Source organism: Alteromonas sp. HB246098 (genome assembly GCF_054890645.1).
Genome location: NZ_JBTZUG010000001.1, coordinates 321,315 through 339,656, shown reverse-complemented (window position 1 = coordinate 339,656; position 18,342 = coordinate 321,315). Strand labels below are relative to the sequence as shown.

The following is an 18,342-nucleotide window of genomic DNA, read 5'->3' as shown; positions in this document are numbered from 1 at the left end:
TACCTAGCCAGTAGGTTATAGCTAAATGAAAACAGAGTTTGAAAAGTAATGCGCGGAAAATTTATTGTAGTTGAAGGCCTTGAAGGGGCAGGAAAAAGCTCTGTAATAGGGCTAATTGTTCAAGCATTAAAAGATGCTGGAAAGCGCGTTGAGCAGACTCGTGAACCAGGTGGTACACCTATGGCGGAAGCCATACGAGAATGTGTAAAGCACGACTGGGATGAAGCCGTTAGTGAAGAAACTGAGCTGCTTCTTATGTACGCCGCTCGCGTGCAACTGCTTACTAATAAAATATTTCCATCACTCGACGCAGGAGCATGGGTAGTAGGAGATAGACACGATTTATCCTCACAAGCCTATCAAGGAGGGGGGCGAGGTGTAAGTGAAGCAACCATGTCCGCCATTAGCAATATTGCACTAAAAGGGTTTAAGCCAGATTTAACCCTATACCTAGACGTTGAGCCAGCGGTAGGGCTAGAGCGGGCTCGCGGACGTGGCGAACTTGACCGCATTGAGCAAGCCGGGCTCGCCTTTTTCGAGCGTACCCGTGCTAAATACTTGGCGTTAGCCGAGCAAGATGAATCGATAGTAGTAATTAGCGCAATGCAGCCTATGGAAAAGGTTCACCAAGATGTTATTGCCACTATCACCGATTATGTGGCCAGCAATGAATACACTGGTACTGTAAGTGAAAGTAGCCGCTCAGTGCAAAACGATAGCCAGCAGGAGAGAGGGTAATGCAAATGCTGCCCTGGTTCGTTGCAACTTTTTCGACTTTGCTTAACCGATATATGGCTAAAAAACTGCACCATGGTCTACTGCTGACAGGGCCAAAGGGCATCGGTAAAAATCAACTCGCAGTGGGCTTAAGCTACGCGTTATTGTGCAAGCAACCTGGCACCGATGGACCGTGCGAACAATGTCAAAGCTGTCACCTAAGACTGGCGGGTAATCACCCAGACTTTCATGTTTTAGAAAGTGAAAAGCAGCTTGGCGTTGACAAAATTCGCGAAGGCATTGCCAAGCTCTCTGGTACTGCGCAAATGGGGGGAAACAAAGTGTTGCTGATCCCCCGAGCCGACACCATGACAGAGGCGGCGGCTAATGCGCTATTGAAAACCTTAGAAGAGCCCACAGATAATACTTTCTTACTGCTGATTACTGACAGTATCAACAAGATCATGCCAACCATATTGAGCCGGTGTGAACGACAGATACTTGCGCTTCCGTCTGTACCAGAAAGTTTGAACTACCTTAAGGCTAAAGGCGTAGAAGATGCTAGCGAAGCATTACTGGCGGCCTATGGTTATGCACCACTTCGCGTGGAAGAAGCGCTATCTGGTGACGAAGATATTAGTTATCGCAATTTCAGTGATGGTATACAAGCGCTTTTAGCAGGTGATGCCAACACGCAGGTGCAAGCACTTGCAAATAAGTGGCAGAGCAATGCGCAGCAAATCGCATTGTGGTGCCAACAAATGGCCCATGACGAATACATAAAACGTCAACAGGCCGTCGACTTTGAACGCTATATAGCGTGTGTAGAGGCAGTAAAAACGCTTGAACATGCTGGGGTGAATAAGTCGATGGTACTCTTTGGGTTGTTAAAACAGTTTCAACGTTAACAGACAAAAAAGGTTTGAGTTCCTTTTGTCTGAAAGCAATTTATTAATACAGGTGTAGTTTGTTCGTAGATTCTCATTGTCACTTAGACCGACTGAAGCAAGGGCCAGAAGAGCTGGCTGAAACGTTAAATTTTGCTAGAACACGAGGTGTAGAGCACTTTCTTTGCGTGTGCGTATCGGTCGGCGATTACGACAGCATGTTAGACGCAGTTAGCCAGTTTGATGACGTTTCAGTATCTTGTGGTGTGCACCCGCTGCATCAAGACGAAGCGTGTAGTTATGAGGAACTTCTAGAAAAGGCGCAGCGTGAAGAAGTCGTCGCGATAGGAGAAACAGGGCTGGACTATTTTTACAGCCCGGAAAGCAAAGATATTCAGCTTACCTCTTTTGTAGATCACATTAAAGTTGCTAACGAAACCAGAAAGCCACTTATTATTCACACGCGGGATGCGAGAGAAGACACCATTAACTTGCTCCGTGAACACAAAGCTGCGCATACCAAAGGCGTTTTACATTGTTTTACTGAGTCATTAGAGATGGCACAGGCCGCTATAGAAATGGACTTCTACATCTCTATTTCTGGCATTGTGACTTTCAACTCTGCTGATGAACTACGCAACGTGGTGAAAGCTATACCTTTAGAGCGGTTGTTAATTGAGACTGACTCTCCCTGGCTTGCACCTGTACCTCATCGCGGTAAGCAAAACCAACCAGGCTATGTAGTAGAAGTAGCTGAGTTTATCGCAGAACTCAAAGGTGTATCGGTAAAAGAGCTTGCCGATATCACTACGCGCAACTTTTACACATTGTTTTCTTTAGCTGATAAGAAAGCAGCGTAACAAAAAAGCAGTTGGCTTACATGAGGAGGTGGGTATGCCCCAATGGCGACAGGGATTGACAAAAAGTCTACACCAAACCCGCAGTATGCCCGAAAGTCGATATTTTCAGTTAGCCACGGTCGATGGCAGCGGTACTCCGTTTTGCCGAACTGTAGTATTTAGAGGGATGACCGACGAAAATCAGCTAGTTGTTATCTCTGATACCCGAACAGAAAAGTACAGCCAGCTAGAGCAAAACGCTCAAGCACAGGTATGTTGGTATTTTTCTAAAAGCAGAGAGCAATACCGTTTCTCTTGCCTCGCTACAATAATCACTGCGAGTCAGGATGTTGACTTAGTTGAACAGCACTGGAATAAGTTGTCGGACGCGGGGAAAAAGCAATTTCTATGGGGCGTGCCGGGTACGCCTCGTAATGATGGCACAGCGCTTCAAATAGAAGGCGATTTCGATGAAGTGCCGCCTCATTTCTGTGTGATATTACTGGCTATTGAGAGCGTAGATTACCTAAATTTAAGAGGCAACCCACAAAGCCGAGAATGGCATCAAAAAGACGCCAATGGTAACTGGGTGAGCCAAGCTCTAATCCCCTAAGATGCTTTTGCATAATAGTATCCCTCCCGCTGTAGTGATCACACAAAACAGGGGAGGGGATTTAAGTGCTATAAAACTTGCGAGATAGGCGTGTCGCCTTTAAACAGGTAAGTAATCGTATTCTCACTCCCTTCTTTTGCAACACTCTCAACAATAGCTGTTGCCACATCCTCTCTAGGGATTACCGCATCATCTTTATTGCTTGGCATGTCAGTGCGCACTAAATGAGTACCTGGTTCATTCTGTAAAGTACCCGGGCGTAAAATAATATGATGCAAACCACTGTTAATTAAGTGCTCGTCAGCCATATGCTTGGCAACTAAGTAAGGCTTAATTGCTGAATCTACGCTATCAGGGTCGCCTGCGCCGATGGAACTTACCATAATGAATTTAGATGTACCTGCCGCTTTAGCATAATTTACCGCGTTCCGTGCGGCCCATAGGTCAATCATAAGGGTTTTGTCAGCGCCTGTATTGCCCCCTGAGCCAGCGGTGAATACCGCCACATCAATTCCTTCAAAGTGCGAAGAAAAATCCTTCTCGAGATCTTGCTCTACAACACTAAGATTATCATTTTGTATGTCAGATAGTTTGTCAGGACTTCTCACCGGTGCTAAAACCTTATGTCCCGCATCTAAAAGTTTGACGGTAGCTTGTTTGCCAATTTGTCCTGAAGCGCCAATCACTAATACATTAGCCATAATGCTATACTCCTTGTAATTGAAAAATATTTATCGATACAAGGTTGCATAGTAAGCAATCGCAAAATGCGATCATTAACTGCGATGGAATGCCATGCTAAAGAGGTTGGCTGCATAAATTGGTAAGTGAGGGCAATTACCGTTATGAGTCAGATGTAAGGTGTTGAGCCGACGCAAGGCTACCGCTATTTCACAACGGCGTTTCGACCAGACTCTTTACCTACGTAGAGTTTTTTATCTACAGCGTGAATACAGGCATCTACACTGTCATAGTCTTTTATATCTGCGACACCGCATGTGATGGTAACACTGACCGAATGCGGCGGTGCCTCGACAACTTGTTCCGCTACACTTTTACGTAACTTTTCAGCGACCCAATACGCCTCTTGTATATTTAGTGAAGGCAACAATATCAAAAACTCTTCTCCACCCCAGCGAGCAATAACATCACTTTCCCGTAGGTTATTCTCCAGGGTGTTAGCTATTTTAACCAAAACGGCATCGCCTACGTGGTGGCCATACTCGTCGTTAATTTTTTTAAAAAAGTCGATATCAACGATTAGTAATGAAAAAGCTCGGTTGTGCCGTTTAAATTCGTGCCATTGTGCTTTGGCTCGTTCGGTAAAATAGCGTCTGTTTTTAAGCCCAGTTAACGAGTCTTGAGAAGATAAAAGCGTCAACTTCTCAACCATGGCTTCAAGATCTCGCGTTTTTTCTTCTACTTTCAGTGAGAGCTCTGCTGAACGTGCTTTTAGAGCCGAAATTCTCAGCCAAACTACCGAAGTAATGAACAATAAGATAGAGAGTAACAGTACACCACGCCAAACAGGCTTATCCCACCATGGCGGTATGACAATAATTTCGAGTTGGGCCTCATCGCTGCTCCAGACGTTTTCTTGGTTTATCGCTTTTACTGTAAAACGGTAGTGTCCGGGCTCTAAATTCGTATAGGTCGCCACTCGTGCTTTGTAATCGGTAAATCGCCAGCTATTTTCGAAATCTACCAGCTTGTAAGCGTAGCGCAGTTCATTGGCATTCATGTAATCAGTTGCTGCAAACTCAATGGAAAGGGCAATATTATTATGGGTAAGTTCTATCTTTTCCCCTAAATTGAGGCGCTGTTGAACGCTAGTGCCATTGTTCTGATCTCGATTTACTGTTTCTACTTTAGTAAGGTGTACGTCAGGAGACCATTTAACGTTGGTAACGTCAGAGGGGTTAAACTGAGTGAGCCCTTCAGCGCCGCCAAAAAGAATAGTGTTATTTTCCGTAGTGGCTACAGAGCCAATGTAGTACCCAGTAGAGAGGGCACCATTCTCTGCGCCATAGTAATAAAGTGTATCGAGATCGGGCGCTAAATAAGAAATGCCTACTATTGTTGAAATCCACAAGCCATATTCATCATCTTCGACAATGGCACCAATTGAAACCTTACTCAGTCTACTCTCTGGCTTTATTTGGTTAACGTTGATAGAAGATAAATCATCGTTATTTTTTGTGACAAAAAATAAGCCATCCGCTTGTGTTCCTACCCAATAGCCACCGCGTTTCGAACGCGAAATCCACGTCACCACTGTGCTGTCTGTCATTTTGTCTGTGTAGTCACTAATGCTCGTCAGCTCACCAGTAAGTTTATTAGCAAAGTGTAAGCCTGTAACCGTGCTCAGCCATGCACTTTCGTTATTTTCAAAAAGGATGCGAGTAGTGAGGGAGAGGGGCCACTGCTTGATAACACGCCCCTCAGACGGGCGATAAACAAATACACCGTCGCTATAACCCCCGAACCAGATATCACCCTGAGCATCCATGTTTACGCTGTAGCCAGATTTACCCTGTAACGCCACAATTTCAAGCTGTTTTGTTTCATTATTTAATTTTGCCAGCCCACTGCGTGTGGAAACCCAGAGCGTATCGCTATGTTTATCGTAATAAACACTCGTTAGTTTATCGCTTGCACTATCGTCGGTTGTTCGAGCGCTATCTGACGTAAATGGCCCCTGGTAAGCTTTATTGACGGTATCGTAAATCCATAGCCCTTTTTCGTTGGTTAGCCATACTTTATTACCCTTGTATTCGGTCATCGAGCCTACAATACGGCCATTTCCCACTTCGGTAGTGTAAAAGTTGCTTAGCTCAGGGTTGCTTATCGCAAAGCCGTCGTCTTTGGTTCCGACGACCACTAGGCCGGAGTTTGTTTGATATAGACTTGAAACGCGCTCGTCTCCTGAATCTTTGTCACTTATAGGAAAGCGTAACACTGTGTATGGGCTATGCGCTGTTAAAAGGTTTAAGCCTCGTTCAGTTGCTACCCAAACGTCACCATTGCGTTGAAGTAAAATATCCGTAACCGAGTTATCCGACAGTCCCTGTGCTTCACTGGTACACTGTTTGGTAATGACCTCAGGTTCTGCATTGGGGTTAAACAAGCAAATACCATAAGTAGAAGTCCCTAACCAAAATCTTGAACGCTCGGCAGCGACAAGGCGAGTGAAGTTCACACCCTTGTAAGCAACTAATTCTAGCGAGCCTTTAAAAGGGTCGAGCTTATAGAGACCTGAAGTAGAGGTTACATAAAGCGTATTGCCAATGAGCTCTACATCGGTAAGTGTACTCGTGGTATCAGGAAGATAGCTGACTAACTCTATGCTGTCGGTTTTCTCGTGGTATCGATACAAATTTCGTTCAGATATTATCCACAGCATGCCGTCATAGGTGGTTTTCAGCCTATTGATAATCTGCTTGTCGAATGACGAAGAAACGGGAAGGGCGTAATGAATAAATTTTTCAGTGTCGACATTCAAGCGACTCAAGCCACTAAACGTACCAACCCAAATAAACTGACCGTCTAAGCTTGCTTCTAATTGCAGAACACTAAGTGTTTGAAGGCCTGAAGATTCATCATTGCCCCACATTCCAAAATTTCTAAAGGTATAACCATCAAATTTATCTATACCTGACTGGGATGCTAACCACAAAAAACCGTATTTATCTTCTGCGACGTCAGAAACGGTGACGTGGGTAATGCCGCTTTCCATGTCGAATGTATTAAAAGCGGGGGCCCCAATTTGAGCGTGTGCAGAAAGGTTCCAGCTAACCAATAAAGCGAGGATAAAGAAGAGGCAGGCTGAAGGGCGGCGCATATCATTGCAACATTAAGGATTGTTCATAGGTGTAAGTTACGCTAATGCCGAGGACTTTCAATAGAACAAAAGTTTAAATCGTACAAAAAAGCCCCATTTTAACGGGGCTTAATTACTTAGAAATGTTAGCAATAGTGCTGCGATTTAATTTTTATAGAAGCATTACCAACCGCACTGGCGTGTTGCGTTTTGCTCATCCAGCCAGTTTTTGAGTGGTGCAAAGTAATCGGCAATGGTGCTGGCATCCATTTGGGGTGAGCCTGTTAGTGCCTCTAGGGCATGCTGCCAAGGTTGGCTCATTCCCATTTCTAACATCTCGTTAAGCGCTTTACCTGCTTCTTCACTGCCGTAAATAGAGCAGCGGTTCAACGGGCCTTCATCACCGGCAATATCACACAGTGCTTTGTGGAATTGGAACTGAAGAATATGTGCAAGGAAGTAGCGCGTATAAGGTACATTAGCTGGAACATGATATTTTGCTCCAGGGTCGAAGGCATCAGCACTGCGTTCAACAGGCGCCATTACACCCTGATACTTTTCTCTTAATTCCCACCAAAGCTGATTATATTGTTCAGGTGTAACCTCACCAGACATGACCTTCCAACGCCATTGGTCAACCATCAAACCAAAAGGAATAAAGGCAATTTTATCAAGCGCTACCTGCATCAGCATACCGATATCATTTGATTCGTCAGGGATTTCATCTATCAAATCAATTTGCTTAAGGTACTTAGGCGTAATTGACAGGGCTATTGTATCGCCAATGGCTTCATGAAAACCGTCGTTTGCTGAGCCACGGTAAAGCAGAGGCTGATCTTTATAGGCACGTTGATAATAGTTATGGCCCAATTCATGGTGAATGACGTTAAATTCTTCACCAGTCTTTTGAATACACATTTTTATGCGAAGATCGTCTTTGTCATCCAAATCCCATGCGGAAGCGTGACACTGCACGTCACGACCTTCAGGCTTTTGAAACATTGAACGTTCCCAAAAAGTCTCTGGCAGTTCTTCAAAGCCAAGTGAAGAAAAGAATGACTCAGCCTGCTTAACCATGGCTACTTCGTCATACCCTTGTGCGGCGAGTGCACTCGTTACGTCAGGAACCTTCATTTCTTGTTGAGGCTTAACGATGTCGTAGATGTTTCCCCATGACTGCGCCCACATGTTACCCAAAAGATGGGCCGGAATAGGCTGGTCTTGCGGTACTACATCTTCACCGTAATGCTCACCAAGTTTAGCACGGACATGGCAATGAAGAGATTCGTAGAAAGGCTCAACCTGTGTCCACAAACGGTCCAATTCTTTTGGGAAGTCGTCTGCTGGCATGTCATATTTACCACGCCATAGTGCACTCACATTTTCAAACCCAAGTTCCGCCGCACCTTCGTTAGCAAGAGATACTTGTTCAGCATAAAGCGGTGCCATGGGTTTAGAAACTTCGCGCCAGCCCGTCCAATACTCCAGCAGTTTATCAGCGTCGCGCAGCGTGGCCATTTCTGCACTCATTTCAACTAAGCTCTTACAGTTACCTTCATCGCTGCAGTATTCACCCGACCCATACATGGCGCTAAGTTCTGACCCTATTTTGGCTAAACGCTCTGCCTTTTGAGTATCTGCCGGTGGAGGCATAGTTAAGCTGTTTTTGAGCAAATCAAGTTGTCTGCGGGTATTTGCATCAACGTCTACGTCATTAAATTTAGCCGCTTCTTTTGCTAACTTTGCCACTTTTGTTGATAGCACTTCACTAAAATAGGCGCTAACCGCAGCGGTATCAAAATTGATATTGGTAGCATAGCTCCACTGTGCATGAGCAGCCGGCACCTGCATTTTCGCAATATCATCCTGCGCTTGCTGTAAGAATTGTTTCGCGTCTTGCGCAGTAAGTTCGGGTTTAGTTTCTGTCTGAGTAGTACTCTCGCCACATCCCATAAGCGATACGCTTACCAATGCGGCTATTAGAGTACGTTTATGATTAAGCATACTTTGTCCTTTAATTATTGTGTTTTTAAAGTGAATCGACGTTCACATAGACATGGGGTAGCATTGTGTATCGCTATGCAGCTTTTGTAAAACAAATTTAAGTTGCTCACATGCACGGAAGCCAGTAATGGCAAGCAAAAAGAGTACTAAGAAGTGCTCTTGGAAAGAAATCGATAAGCTTTTAAACTCAAACGGTTTCCAATGAAGTGAATAACCTAATGAAGTACGAAAATGATGATTTTGAAGTTACTAACCCAGCTTTAGAAAGGCTATTTATTTATGGCAGCCTTGCACCCGATTGTCCAAACCACCATATTGTTTCTCACATTAGAGGCCGGTGGTTACCTGGCACAGTAAAAGGCCATCTTGTTGAACAAGGGTGGGGCGCAGCAATGGGTTTTCCAGGTATTATCATCTCCGACTCTTCAGTGCCCAAACAGCTAGTAAAAGGAATGGTGCTTGAATCTGGCCAACTCGGCGACAATTGGCCCATGCTAGATGATTTTGAAGGTGAGCAATATGAAAGAGTAATTGTTCCAGTTAAGCTAGACTGCGGCGAAACAATAGACGCTTATATTTATCAAATAAAACCAACTAACTAATAAGGAAAAATTTATGTCAACGGAAGAACCGGTTTATTGGGGGCTTAACGCCCGTAGCTATTGCACACTTATACACGTGTCTCAATTATCTAGCTTTGTCATACCTGGCTTAGGCATTGTTTTGCCAATTGTGCTTTGGATAGCGCATAAAGATCAAAATGAAGATATTAATCAGCACGGTCGAGTAACAGCTAATTGGTTGCTGAGCCTGCTCGTTTATTCGGTTATTTGTTTTATTCTTACTTTTATCATTATCGGCGCCCTAGGGTTTGTCGTACTTGGTTTGATGAACATCATTTTCGCGATAATAGCAGCGGTAAAAGCTAATAAAGGCGAGCTGTGGGTTTATCCACTAAGCTTTCAGTTTATTAAACGCTAGCAATAACGGTGAGTTGTCTGTAATTTAAACAATTAATAGGCTGAACATCTAATTATTCATCAAGGAAGAGAAGCACAATGCAAAATCAAACAGATAATAAAATTTCTGGCGCTGGTACTGTTTATTGGTCTGCGGTACTGAGCTGTACCTTATTTATCTTTGGTGGGTTTGCGATTGTGTTCTCTTTGCTGTCACTATTTTGGGCTCGCAACGCTAAGAAAAGCCTATCCCTTCCTTACGAGCAATATGCAAACTCATCGACGCTTACTAAAGGGAAAATTATTGCTTACATAGGTTTAGTATTAAACGTTGCTATTTTAGGTGTCACAATTTGGACTCTGACTACCATTGGCTGGGACGCATGGTCTGATGAATTCGTTCGCAGGTGGAATGAAGGGCTCGAGAAGCATAGCCGTTAATGACTAGTTATTGAAGTTTATTGCTTGCCGTTGAAGCTACCGCTAGGTAAAGCGTCGTGGACTAGATATTGACCTTTCTTTTTGGCGGAAGTTGGCAACGGCAAAATATCACTACGTTTAAAGGTGTTTAGCGCTAGCGATTTGCTTTGGCGAATTTTCTTATAACTCTGAGAAGCGTTCGTTACCTTAAGAGCTGATATTGAAGGCGTCGTTTCTTGTGCGATGCTGAAATTTGAAGCGCTTATTACGACAAGTAGCCCCAAAGTAGAAGAAATGTTTTTAGTTAGGTTTTTCATCACATTTTCTCTTTCACACTAAGAAAAGATCTTGGAGGCGGTTGCACTCGCCTCCTTAATCGACTTTGTTTGTTCCCCTTCATTACATCTGAAGTAGAGAAAAACCTAAAGGCACTGTGTTATACCAAGGTATAGTTTCTTATACTCAGGGCTAAGACATTGATTAGCTATTTTGTTATCACCATGCGGTTACACCGCCGTCTACGGCTATTGTTTGCCCATTCATATAGCTATTGCCTGGTGACAACATTAGCATCATTGTGTTTACGATTTCTTGCGGCTCGCCCAAACGTTTCATTGGGCTGCCCATGCCAAGCTGTTCCCTTGCCTCCGGGGTATTGTAACCATCCACGTTTAAAATATTAGTTGGGCTATAAAAGGGGCATATGGCATTAACGCGAACATTTTTACGGCCATATTCCACAGCTGCTGTACGGGTTATTCCCGACACTGCGTGTTTTGCCGCAGCGTAGGCACCGCCTTTAGGCGCGCCGCCTAACCCCGCTAGTGAGCTAACATTGAGAACGTGGCCCTGCTTTTGTGCGAGCATTACCGGAATTTGAAATTTCATTCCAAACATCACCCCCTTCACGTTTACAGCAAACTGTGAATCTATAATCTCTTCAGTCATCTGGTGCACAGGCGCTGGATTGTGTGCAATGCCAGCATTATTTACGGCGATATCTAGTCTACCGAAGGTTTCCATAGCTTTTTCAACTAATGCTTTATTGAGTGATTCACTTGCTATGTTGCCTGCTAGCACCACCACATCTGTGAGCGCTTTTACATCGTTCTGTGTTTCTTCAAGGGCGGTTTGGTTAATATCAGAAAGTACTAGTTTCGCGCCTCTGTTAGCAAGTCCTAAAGATAATAAACGGCCAAAACCGCTGCCCGCACCTGTAATCAATACAACTTGCCCGGTAAAGTCGAGTAGAGCGTCCATGGTAAACTCCTAGTGTCTAATGTTTATGGAAGTTAAGTCTGTTTATAGTTTGTCGTTGAAACTATTTAAGCTGTGTTTGTTTAATAAACTGAATAAGTAGATTAGCTAGCTCTTCGCCTTTATCTTCTTGAATAAAGTGCCCGGCGTTTTTCACTGTGGTATGGGGCATGCCTTTACAGCCCGGCACCAGCTTTTGAAATATCTTATCGCCACCTTTAGTAACGGGGTCACTATCACCAAAAGCGGTAACAAAAGGTTTCTCGTAGTGCTTAAGTTTTTCCCAAGCATCTCTGTTCGCCTGCGCCTCTGCATTGTCTGAGCTTGTAGGAACAAGTAGGGGGAACATGCGCGCTCCAGCCTTATAACTCTCATCAGGGAAAGGGGCATCGTAGGCAGCAAGTGTCGCTGGGTTTAATTCGGTTGTCGTTGCATTTTGTATAATACTTGAGGTTGGGAAAACCGGTACGTCTTGCGAAAAGCGGCGCCATTTGATAAAGGCCTCGCTCGGTGAGTGGTCACCGGTCGGGAGTCCGCTGTTAGACACCATTACGCCGGAAAAGCGTTCTGGCATATCAGCAACGAGTCGCAGCCCTAACAGTCCCCCCCAATCTTGGCAAAATAAGGTCACCGGGCCTTTGGTGACCTGTGTAAACCAGTCTTTTGTCCATATCACATGGCGTGCGTAGGAATAGTCTTCTTTTCTTACGGGCTTGTCAGAACGTCCAAAACCAATTAAATCCGGTGCTATCACATTAAACCCTGCGTCAGCTAGCAGTGGCATCATTTTACGATAAAGATAGGCCCATGTAGGTTCGCCATGCATTAACAGAATTGTATGTCCATCTTGAGGGCCGCACTGATAGTACGCCATCGAAATCACACTACTGATAGTATCAGTAACTTCTGCAATCTTAGGGGGGTAAGGAAAATCATTAATATTGTCAAAAGCACTTTCTGGCGTTTTACGAACCTGCATAGATAAACATCCCTTGTAAATTAAATGTAATTATCGATCTGTCGCTGTTAACAAAAGCATTGGGAAGTGAAGCTGTCAATTAAAGCTTAAGTAAGCTATGTCAAGGGCTTCACGGGAAGGTGAGCTTATAAAAGGGGTAGCGGTCATTATTAAAAATTATGATAAATGTCTATAACACCAATAAACTTGGATGATTAACAACACTGCAATAACATCCAGTTAACGTGATAAACAGGACATGGTGATGACTGAGATGGAAAATAAAGCCGTAGAATATGCAGTACAACAAAGCGTTGCTACACTGACAATGCAGAGCGCGCCGGTAAATGCACTATCCCGTGCTATTAGAGTAGGGCTAATCGAAGGTATAGATAGCGCACTTAATGACGACAGTGTCAGTGCAATTGTTATTACTTCTTCTCTCCCTATTTTTTCGGGTGGCGCTGATATCAGTGAATTCTCTGGCGGCGATCTATCTCCCATGTTGCCTGAAGTGTTAGACAAAATAGAGAATGCATCTAAACCGGTAATCGCTGTGCTTCCAGGGCCAGCGTTTGGTGGTGGTCTTGAGGTGGCACTGGCGTGTCACCACCGTATTACTTTTGCCGACAACAAGGTCGGTCTGCCAGAAGTTAACCTTGGCATTCTTCCCGGTGCCGGTGGTACACAGCGTTTGCCACGCCTAGCTGACGCGCAAACCTCACTGCAAATGATTGTCACAGGTAAACCAACTTCTGTCGTTAAATTACCCGGTGTATTCGACAAGATTTCTGATAAGCCTGAGCATTTACTTGAAGATACCAAAGCGTATTTACAAGGCTTAACACCTGATAAAGCCATAAAGCGTACCAGTGACATTACGTTGACTATGTCAGATGAGACGCAAGCGGTGTTCGATGCAGTTACCGCACAAACTAAAAAAGCGGCTCGCGGCTTCTTCGCGCCATTAAAATGTATTGAAGCTGTACGCGGCGCATACACCCTAGCGTTTGAAGACGGTCTTAAAAATGAAGGCAAGTTGTTCATGGAATGTATGAACACGCCACAGGCGCGAGCTCAACAGCATTTCTTCTTCGCTGAGCGTGCAGCTGGTCACGTAAGTGATTTTGATAAAAACACCCCAGAGCGCAGCATTGAAAAAGTCGCCATTATCGGTGCTGGCACTATGGGCGGTGGCATTGCTATGAACTTTGCCAACGCGGGTATTCCAGTCACTATGCTAGAGCTTAAAGAAGAAGCACTAGAGAAAGGTCTGGCCCTTATCCGTAAGAATTACGAAAATTCAGCCAAAAAAGGTAAGTTGACCCAAGAACAAGTAGAAAGTCGAATGGCGCTTCTTTCTGGTACAACGTCTTACGACGATCTAGCTGATGTTGACCTGGTAATCGAAGCCGTTTTTGAAAAGATGGAAGTAAAGAAAACGGTATTCTCAACCCTTGATAAAGTGTGCAAGCCAGGGGCTATACTCGCCTCTAACACATCTACTCTCGATATTGACGAAATCGCGACAGCCACCTCTCGCCCTGAAGATGTCATTGGGCTTCACTTCTTCTCGCCAGCCAATGTAATGAAGCTACTCGAAGTGGTTAAAGCTGAGAAGACGTCTGCTGAAGTTATTAAAACTTGTATGAAGATGGCTAAGAAAATCAGGAAGGTTGCTGTTTTAGTAGGTGTATGCTTCGGATTTGTAGGCAATCGTATGATTGAACCATACGGCCGGGAAGCGAACCGATTATTACTTGAAGGGGCAACGCCTGAGCAAGTCGACCGCGTGCTTACCGAGTTTGGCATGCCAATGGGCCCGTTCACCATGGGAGATATGGCAGGCTTAGATATTGGTTATTATGTGCGCCAGTCTCGCCAAGAGCACATTTCTCACGACCCTGCGTATGGCGCTGTAGCAGATCGCCTCGTTGAAATGGGGCGCAACGGTCTAAAAACGGGTCGTGGTGCCTACAACTATGAGCCCGGCAGTCGGGTACCCATCCCAGACCCTGAGGTATTGGACATTGCTAAGCACGAAGCTGAACGTTTAGGCGTGGTCCAGCGCTCAGATATTAGCGATGAAGAAATTCTAGTTCGTGTTATGTATTCATTAATAAACGAAGGTGCCGCCATCTTGGAAGAGGGTATAGCGGCTAAATCTAGTGATATTGACGTGATTTATGTTTACGGCTATGGCTTCCCAGTATATCGCGGTGGTCCTATGCAGTATGCAGACGAAGTAGGGCTTGGCACTATTTTAGATAAGCTAACGACTTATCGCGACCAACTTGGTGAGTACGGAAAAATGTGGCTTGAGCCGAGTGACTTACTTGTTAAGTTGGCGCAGGAAGGCGGCACGTTTAAAAGTTACCAACCTAAGTAGGCATAGGTAACAAGTCGGCGGCGCAAACATTGAGTGTTTACGCCGTCGAAGAAAATTTTAAGTAAAGCAAAGCGCCTGCTCTAAGAGCCGATTCTAAGAACTGATTCTGAGAAATTGGTCTTAGATAAAAAGCGCTAGCGAAATTCAGGCTGAACATTCAGCCCAACTGAAAGGAACAATACAATGCGCGATGCAGTTATTGTAAGTACAGCACGTACGCCAATAGGCCGCGCCTATAAAGGTGCGCTAAACAATTTACCAGCCCCTTCATTAGGTGGTCATGCCATTCAAAATGCCGTAGAACGCGCAGGTATCGACCCTGCCAGCGTAGACGATGTAGTGATGGGCGCGGCACTTACTCAGGGCAGCGGCGGCATGAATATAGGTCGCTTAGCTGGTCTTGCTGGTGGATTGCCCGTGACGGTAGCTGGCATGACGCTAGACCGACAATGTAGCTCTGGTATGTATGCAATTGCTACTGCTGCGAACTCAATTCGTACTGGCGACACCAATATTATGGTTGCAGGTGGCCTAGACTCAATTTCACTTGTGCAAAATAAGAACATGAATATGTTCCGCGCCGTAGACCCTGCACTTGTTGCCAAACACAAAGACATTTACATGCCTATGTTGCAAACCGCTGAAGTAGTGGGTAAGCGCTACAACATCAGCAGAGATGTACAAGATGAGTACGGTTATCAAAGTCAAATGCGCACCGCGGCAGCCCAAGAAGCAGGTAAATTTGACGACGAAATTGTTCCTATCACTGCAGTTCAAGCGGTATTCAATAAAGAAACAGGCGAAACCTCTGAGCGAGAAGTGACCTTGTCAAAAGACGAAGGCAATCGCCCAGAAACAACGTTAGAAGGGCTTAAATCGCTAAACCCTGTTATTGAAGGCGGTTGTATTACTGCAGGTAACGCAAGTCAGCTCTCTGATGGCGCAAGCGCAACAGTAATTATGGATGAACAGTCGGCAGCAAAAGGCAATGCCCAGCCTCTTGGTATTTATAGAGGCATTGCCGTGGCAGGCTGTGAGCCAGATGAAATGGGAATTGGCCCAGTATTCGCCATTCCTAAGCTATTAAAGCAGCATGGATTAACCATGGACGATATCGGTCTATGGGAGCTTAACGAAGCGTTTGCAGTACAGGTTCTGTATTGTCGCGATAAGTTAGGCATTCCAGACGAATTATTAAATGTTAACGGTGGTGCCATTTCTATTGGTCACCCGTACGGCATGAGCGGTGCTCGCATGGTGGGTCACGCACTCATCGAAGGTAAACGACGCGGTGCGAAATATGTTGTTTGCACCATGTGTATCGGTGGCGGCATGGGCGCCGCTGGTCTATTTGAAGTTATATAGGTATTGGGTATGGAAGGTTATAAAGCTCCACAACGTGACGCCATGTTTGTAACGCATGAGTTGCTAGATTATCAAAATCACTATCAAAAGCTGGGTTTCGATGAAGCGTCTGAAGACTTAGTGTCTGCAATTTTTGCTGAAGCAGCCAAGTTTTCTGAAAACACCCTTGCACCAATTAATGCATCAGGCGATGAAGAAGGGTGTAAGTGGGTTGACGGTGAAGTAACAACGCCAAAAGGGTTTAAAGAAGCTTACCAGACCTACGTTGAGGGTGGTTGGCCAAGTATGTCTCACCCAGAAGAGTTCGGTGGTCAAGCGCTACCTTATTCGTTGTCTTCTATTATCGCTGAGTGGTTCTCTGGTGCTAACCACTCGTGGGCTATGTACCCAGGCCTAAGTCAGGGCTGTATGGAAACGCTAAAAGCTCACGGCACAGAACTTCAGCAAAAAATGTTTCTTGAAAAACTGGTTAGCGGTGAGTGGACAGGCACAATGTGCCTAACTGAAGCACACTGTGGCTCAGACTTAGGTATGCTTAAATGCCGTGCCGAACCTCAAGAAGATGGCAGCTACAGCTTAACAGGCACGAAAATCTTTATCTCTGCCGGTGAGCACGATATGTCTGAGAATATCGTACACATTGTGTTGGCGCGCTTACCTGATGCGCCAGAGGGTACAAAAGGTATTTCGCTGTTTGTTGTACCAAAATTTAACGTATCTGAAGATGGTGAAAAGCAAGACCGAAACGCGGTAGCCTGTGGCAGTATTGAACATAAGATGGGTATTAAAGCTAGTGCTACCTGTGTTATCAACTTTGATGGTGCTAAGGGCTTCTTAATTGGCCCACCTAACCGTGGCCTAAACTGCATGTTCACCTTCATGAATACCGCGCGTATTGGTACTGGACTAGAAGGTCTTGCTGCATCTGAAGCTTCTTTCCAAGGTGCATTGCGCTACGCGAAAGACCGCATTCAGTTTCGCTCATTAACGGGGCGTAAAAACCCTGATGGCCCTGCTGACCCAATAATTGTGCACCCTGATGTGCGCCGTATGCTACTAACACAAAAAGCGTTTGCTGAAGGCAACCGAGCGTTAGCGGCGTACTGCATGCAAATGGTTGATGTCACGCTCTACGGCGATGATGCAGCAGAAAAGCAGGTCGCAGAAGCTAAACTTGCTTTCTTAACGCCTATTGTTAAAGCGTTTTTGACCGAAACGGCTCAAGAAGCAACTAGCTATGGCATGCAGGTTTACGGCGGTCATGGCTTTATTAAAGAATGGGGTATGGAGCAGCTGGCGCGGGATACACGCATTTGCACCATGTACGAAGGGACCACTGGTATTCAAGCAGTAGACCTGCTGGGACGTAAAGTGATGGGGTCTAACGGTGAGCTGCTTAATGTATTTGTACAAGAAGTACGCGACTACTGTAACTCACTTCGCGACAACGCGCAGTTTAGCGCTTGGACGAATGCTCTGAACTCTCACCTTGATGAGTGGCAACAAATTACCATGGATATTGGTAAAGCTGCGGCGTCAAACCCTGATGAGATTGGTGCAGCATCTGTTGACTACCTAATGTACTCGGGCTACGTAACCGTGGCTTACTTCTGGCTTAAAATGGCGGTGAAAGCGCAAGAGCAACTTGATGCGGGTAGTACAGAAACTGAGTTCTACAAAAGCAAGATCCTAACAACAGGGTTCTATTTTGACCGCTTGTTGACACGCACTCGCTCACTGGTTTCTGCAATGCAGTCAGGCGCTGACAACCTAATGTCTATGCCAGAGAGTATGTTTGCCATAGAGTAACCACATAAAGTTGAAAAAAGTGCGCTAATATAAAACGTACTAAAGGCCGAGAAAATAACGTAGCCGGCAAAATGATCGAACCATTAATCATTGGCTATGTTCTTTCACTCGGCCTTTTTGTTTTTTAAAGTAACTTAGAGAAAGAGAGCACATTGGTTTTCTCTCAATACTCAAAGGTTGATCATTGCCCAACGCTATTATTATGGGGAGAGCAGGATGATGCGTTTGATATAAGTGTGTGAGATAGAAATGAACACCATGTACCGCTCATTACAACGTGGTTTAGTTCCAGCGCGTCGCATTGG

The 18,342-nt window shown here is 45.0% G+C and carries 16 protein-coding genes; 10 read left to right on the top strand and 6 right to left on the bottom strand.

What is annotated here, in order from left to right; genetic code table 11:
- Positions 1-48 precede the first annotated feature (48 nt).
- The 4 genes from tmk to ACYTPF_RS01450 are packed head-to-tail and all read left to right on the top strand — an operon-like array spanning position 49 to position 3,056.
- Complete coding sequence (gene tmk, locus ACYTPF_RS01465) at positions 49-738, top strand: dTMP kinase (RefSeq protein WP_461850943.1); 690 nt, start codon at positions 49-51, stop codon at positions 736-738.
- Positions 738-1,625: a DNA polymerase III subunit delta' gene (gene holB / locus ACYTPF_RS01460; protein WP_461850942.1), complete on the top strand. Its 888-nt coding sequence runs from the start codon at positions 738-740 to the stop codon at positions 1,623-1,625. The genes tmk and holB overlap by 1 nt, the downstream gene beginning before the upstream one ends.
- A 59-nt stretch (positions 1,626-1,684) precedes the next feature.
- Positions 1,685-2,464, top strand: coding sequence for a TatD family hydrolase (locus ACYTPF_RS01455; protein WP_179983194.1), 780 nt, complete (start codon positions 1,685-1,687; stop codon positions 2,462-2,464).
- 34 nt (positions 2,465-2,498) lie between these two features.
- Positions 2,499-3,056 carry a pyridoxamine 5'-phosphate oxidase family protein gene (locus ACYTPF_RS01450; protein ID WP_461850941.1) on the top strand — a complete coding sequence of 186 codons (558 nt, stop codon included), beginning with the start codon at positions 2,499-2,501 and terminating at the stop codon, positions 3,054-3,056.
- A 68-nt stretch (positions 3,057-3,124) separates the two neighbouring features.
- On the opposite strand, the gene ACYTPF_RS01445 is transcribed toward ACYTPF_RS01450, so the two are convergent.
- The 3 genes from ACYTPF_RS01445 to ACYTPF_RS01435 all read right to left on the bottom strand — a co-directional run bounded on the left by ACYTPF_RS01445 (position 3,125) and on the right by ACYTPF_RS01435 (position 8,880).
- Entirely contained in the window at positions 3,125-3,757 is a 633-nt protein-coding gene (locus tag ACYTPF_RS01445) for an SDR family oxidoreductase (protein WP_461850940.1), read from the bottom strand.
- A gap of 185 nt (positions 3,758-3,942) precedes the next feature.
- On the bottom strand, positions 3,943-6,897 hold the full coding sequence (locus ACYTPF_RS01440) for a ligand-binding sensor domain-containing diguanylate cyclase (RefSeq protein ID WP_461850939.1): 2,955 nt from the start codon (positions 6,895-6,897) through the stop codon (positions 3,943-3,945).
- A gap of 162 nt (positions 6,898-7,059) precedes the next feature.
- Positions 7,060-8,880, bottom strand: coding sequence for a M2 family metallopeptidase (locus tag ACYTPF_RS01435; protein ID WP_461850938.1), 1,821 nt, complete (start codon positions 8,878-8,880; stop codon positions 7,060-7,062).
- Between the two features lie 218 nt (positions 8,881-9,098).
- Here ACYTPF_RS01435 and ACYTPF_RS01430 point away from each other — a divergent pair, with 218 nt between their 5' ends.
- The 3 genes from ACYTPF_RS01430 (at position 9,099) to ACYTPF_RS01420 (ending at position 10,280) form a co-directional block, all read left to right on the top strand.
- Positions 9,099-9,482, top strand: a complete 384-nt coding sequence (locus tag ACYTPF_RS01430; protein ID WP_461850937.1) for a gamma-glutamylcyclotransferase family protein — start codon at positions 9,099-9,101, stop codon at positions 9,480-9,482.
- 13 nt (positions 9,483-9,495) lie between these two features.
- Positions 9,496-9,861, top strand: coding sequence for a DUF4870 domain-containing protein (locus ACYTPF_RS01425; RefSeq protein WP_179983200.1), 366 nt, complete (start codon positions 9,496-9,498; stop codon positions 9,859-9,861).
- Between the two features lie 77 nt (positions 9,862-9,938).
- Positions 9,939-10,280, top strand: a complete 342-nt coding sequence (locus ACYTPF_RS01420) for a CCC motif membrane protein (RefSeq protein ID WP_461850936.1) — start codon at positions 9,939-9,941, stop codon at positions 10,278-10,280.
- 17 nt (positions 10,281-10,297) lie between these two features.
- Here the strand turns inward: ACYTPF_RS01420 and ACYTPF_RS01415 are convergent, their stop codons facing one another.
- From ACYTPF_RS01415 to ACYTPF_RS01405, 3 genes are all read right to left on the bottom strand, one after another.
- Positions 10,298-10,579, bottom strand: a complete 282-nt coding sequence (locus ACYTPF_RS01415) for a hypothetical protein (RefSeq protein ID WP_461850935.1) — start codon at positions 10,577-10,579, stop codon at positions 10,298-10,300.
- Between the two features lie 175 nt (positions 10,580-10,754).
- Positions 10,755-11,519, bottom strand: a complete 765-nt coding sequence (locus ACYTPF_RS01410) for an SDR family NAD(P)-dependent oxidoreductase (RefSeq protein WP_461850934.1) — start codon at positions 11,517-11,519, stop codon at positions 10,755-10,757.
- A 61-nt stretch (positions 11,520-11,580) separates the two neighbouring features.
- Positions 11,581-12,495: a haloalkane dehalogenase gene (locus ACYTPF_RS01405; protein ID WP_461850933.1), complete on the bottom strand. Its 915-nt coding sequence runs from the start codon at positions 12,493-12,495 to the stop codon at positions 11,581-11,583.
- Positions 12,496-12,739: 244 nt separating this feature from the next.
- On the opposite strand from ACYTPF_RS01405, the gene ACYTPF_RS01400 reads away from it, so the two are divergent.
- The 3 genes from ACYTPF_RS01400 (at position 12,740) to ACYTPF_RS01390 (ending at position 18,037) form a co-directional block, all read left to right on the top strand.
- Positions 12,740-14,863 carry a 3-hydroxyacyl-CoA dehydrogenase NAD-binding domain-containing protein gene (locus ACYTPF_RS01400; protein WP_461850932.1) on the top strand — a complete coding sequence of 708 codons (2,124 nt, stop codon included), beginning with the start codon at positions 12,740-12,742 and terminating at the stop codon, positions 14,861-14,863.
- Between the two features lie 183 nt (positions 14,864-15,046).
- Complete coding sequence (locus tag ACYTPF_RS01395) at positions 15,047-16,228, top strand: acetyl-CoA C-acyltransferase (protein ID WP_179983205.1); 1,182 nt, start codon at positions 15,047-15,049, stop codon at positions 16,226-16,228.
- Positions 16,229-16,237: 9 nt separating this feature from the next.
- A complete protein-coding gene (locus ACYTPF_RS01390; protein ID WP_179983206.1) occupies positions 16,238-18,037 on the top strand; it encodes an acyl-CoA dehydrogenase C-terminal domain-containing protein in 1,800 nt (599 codons plus the stop codon).
- Positions 18,038-18,342 lie beyond the last annotated feature (305 nt).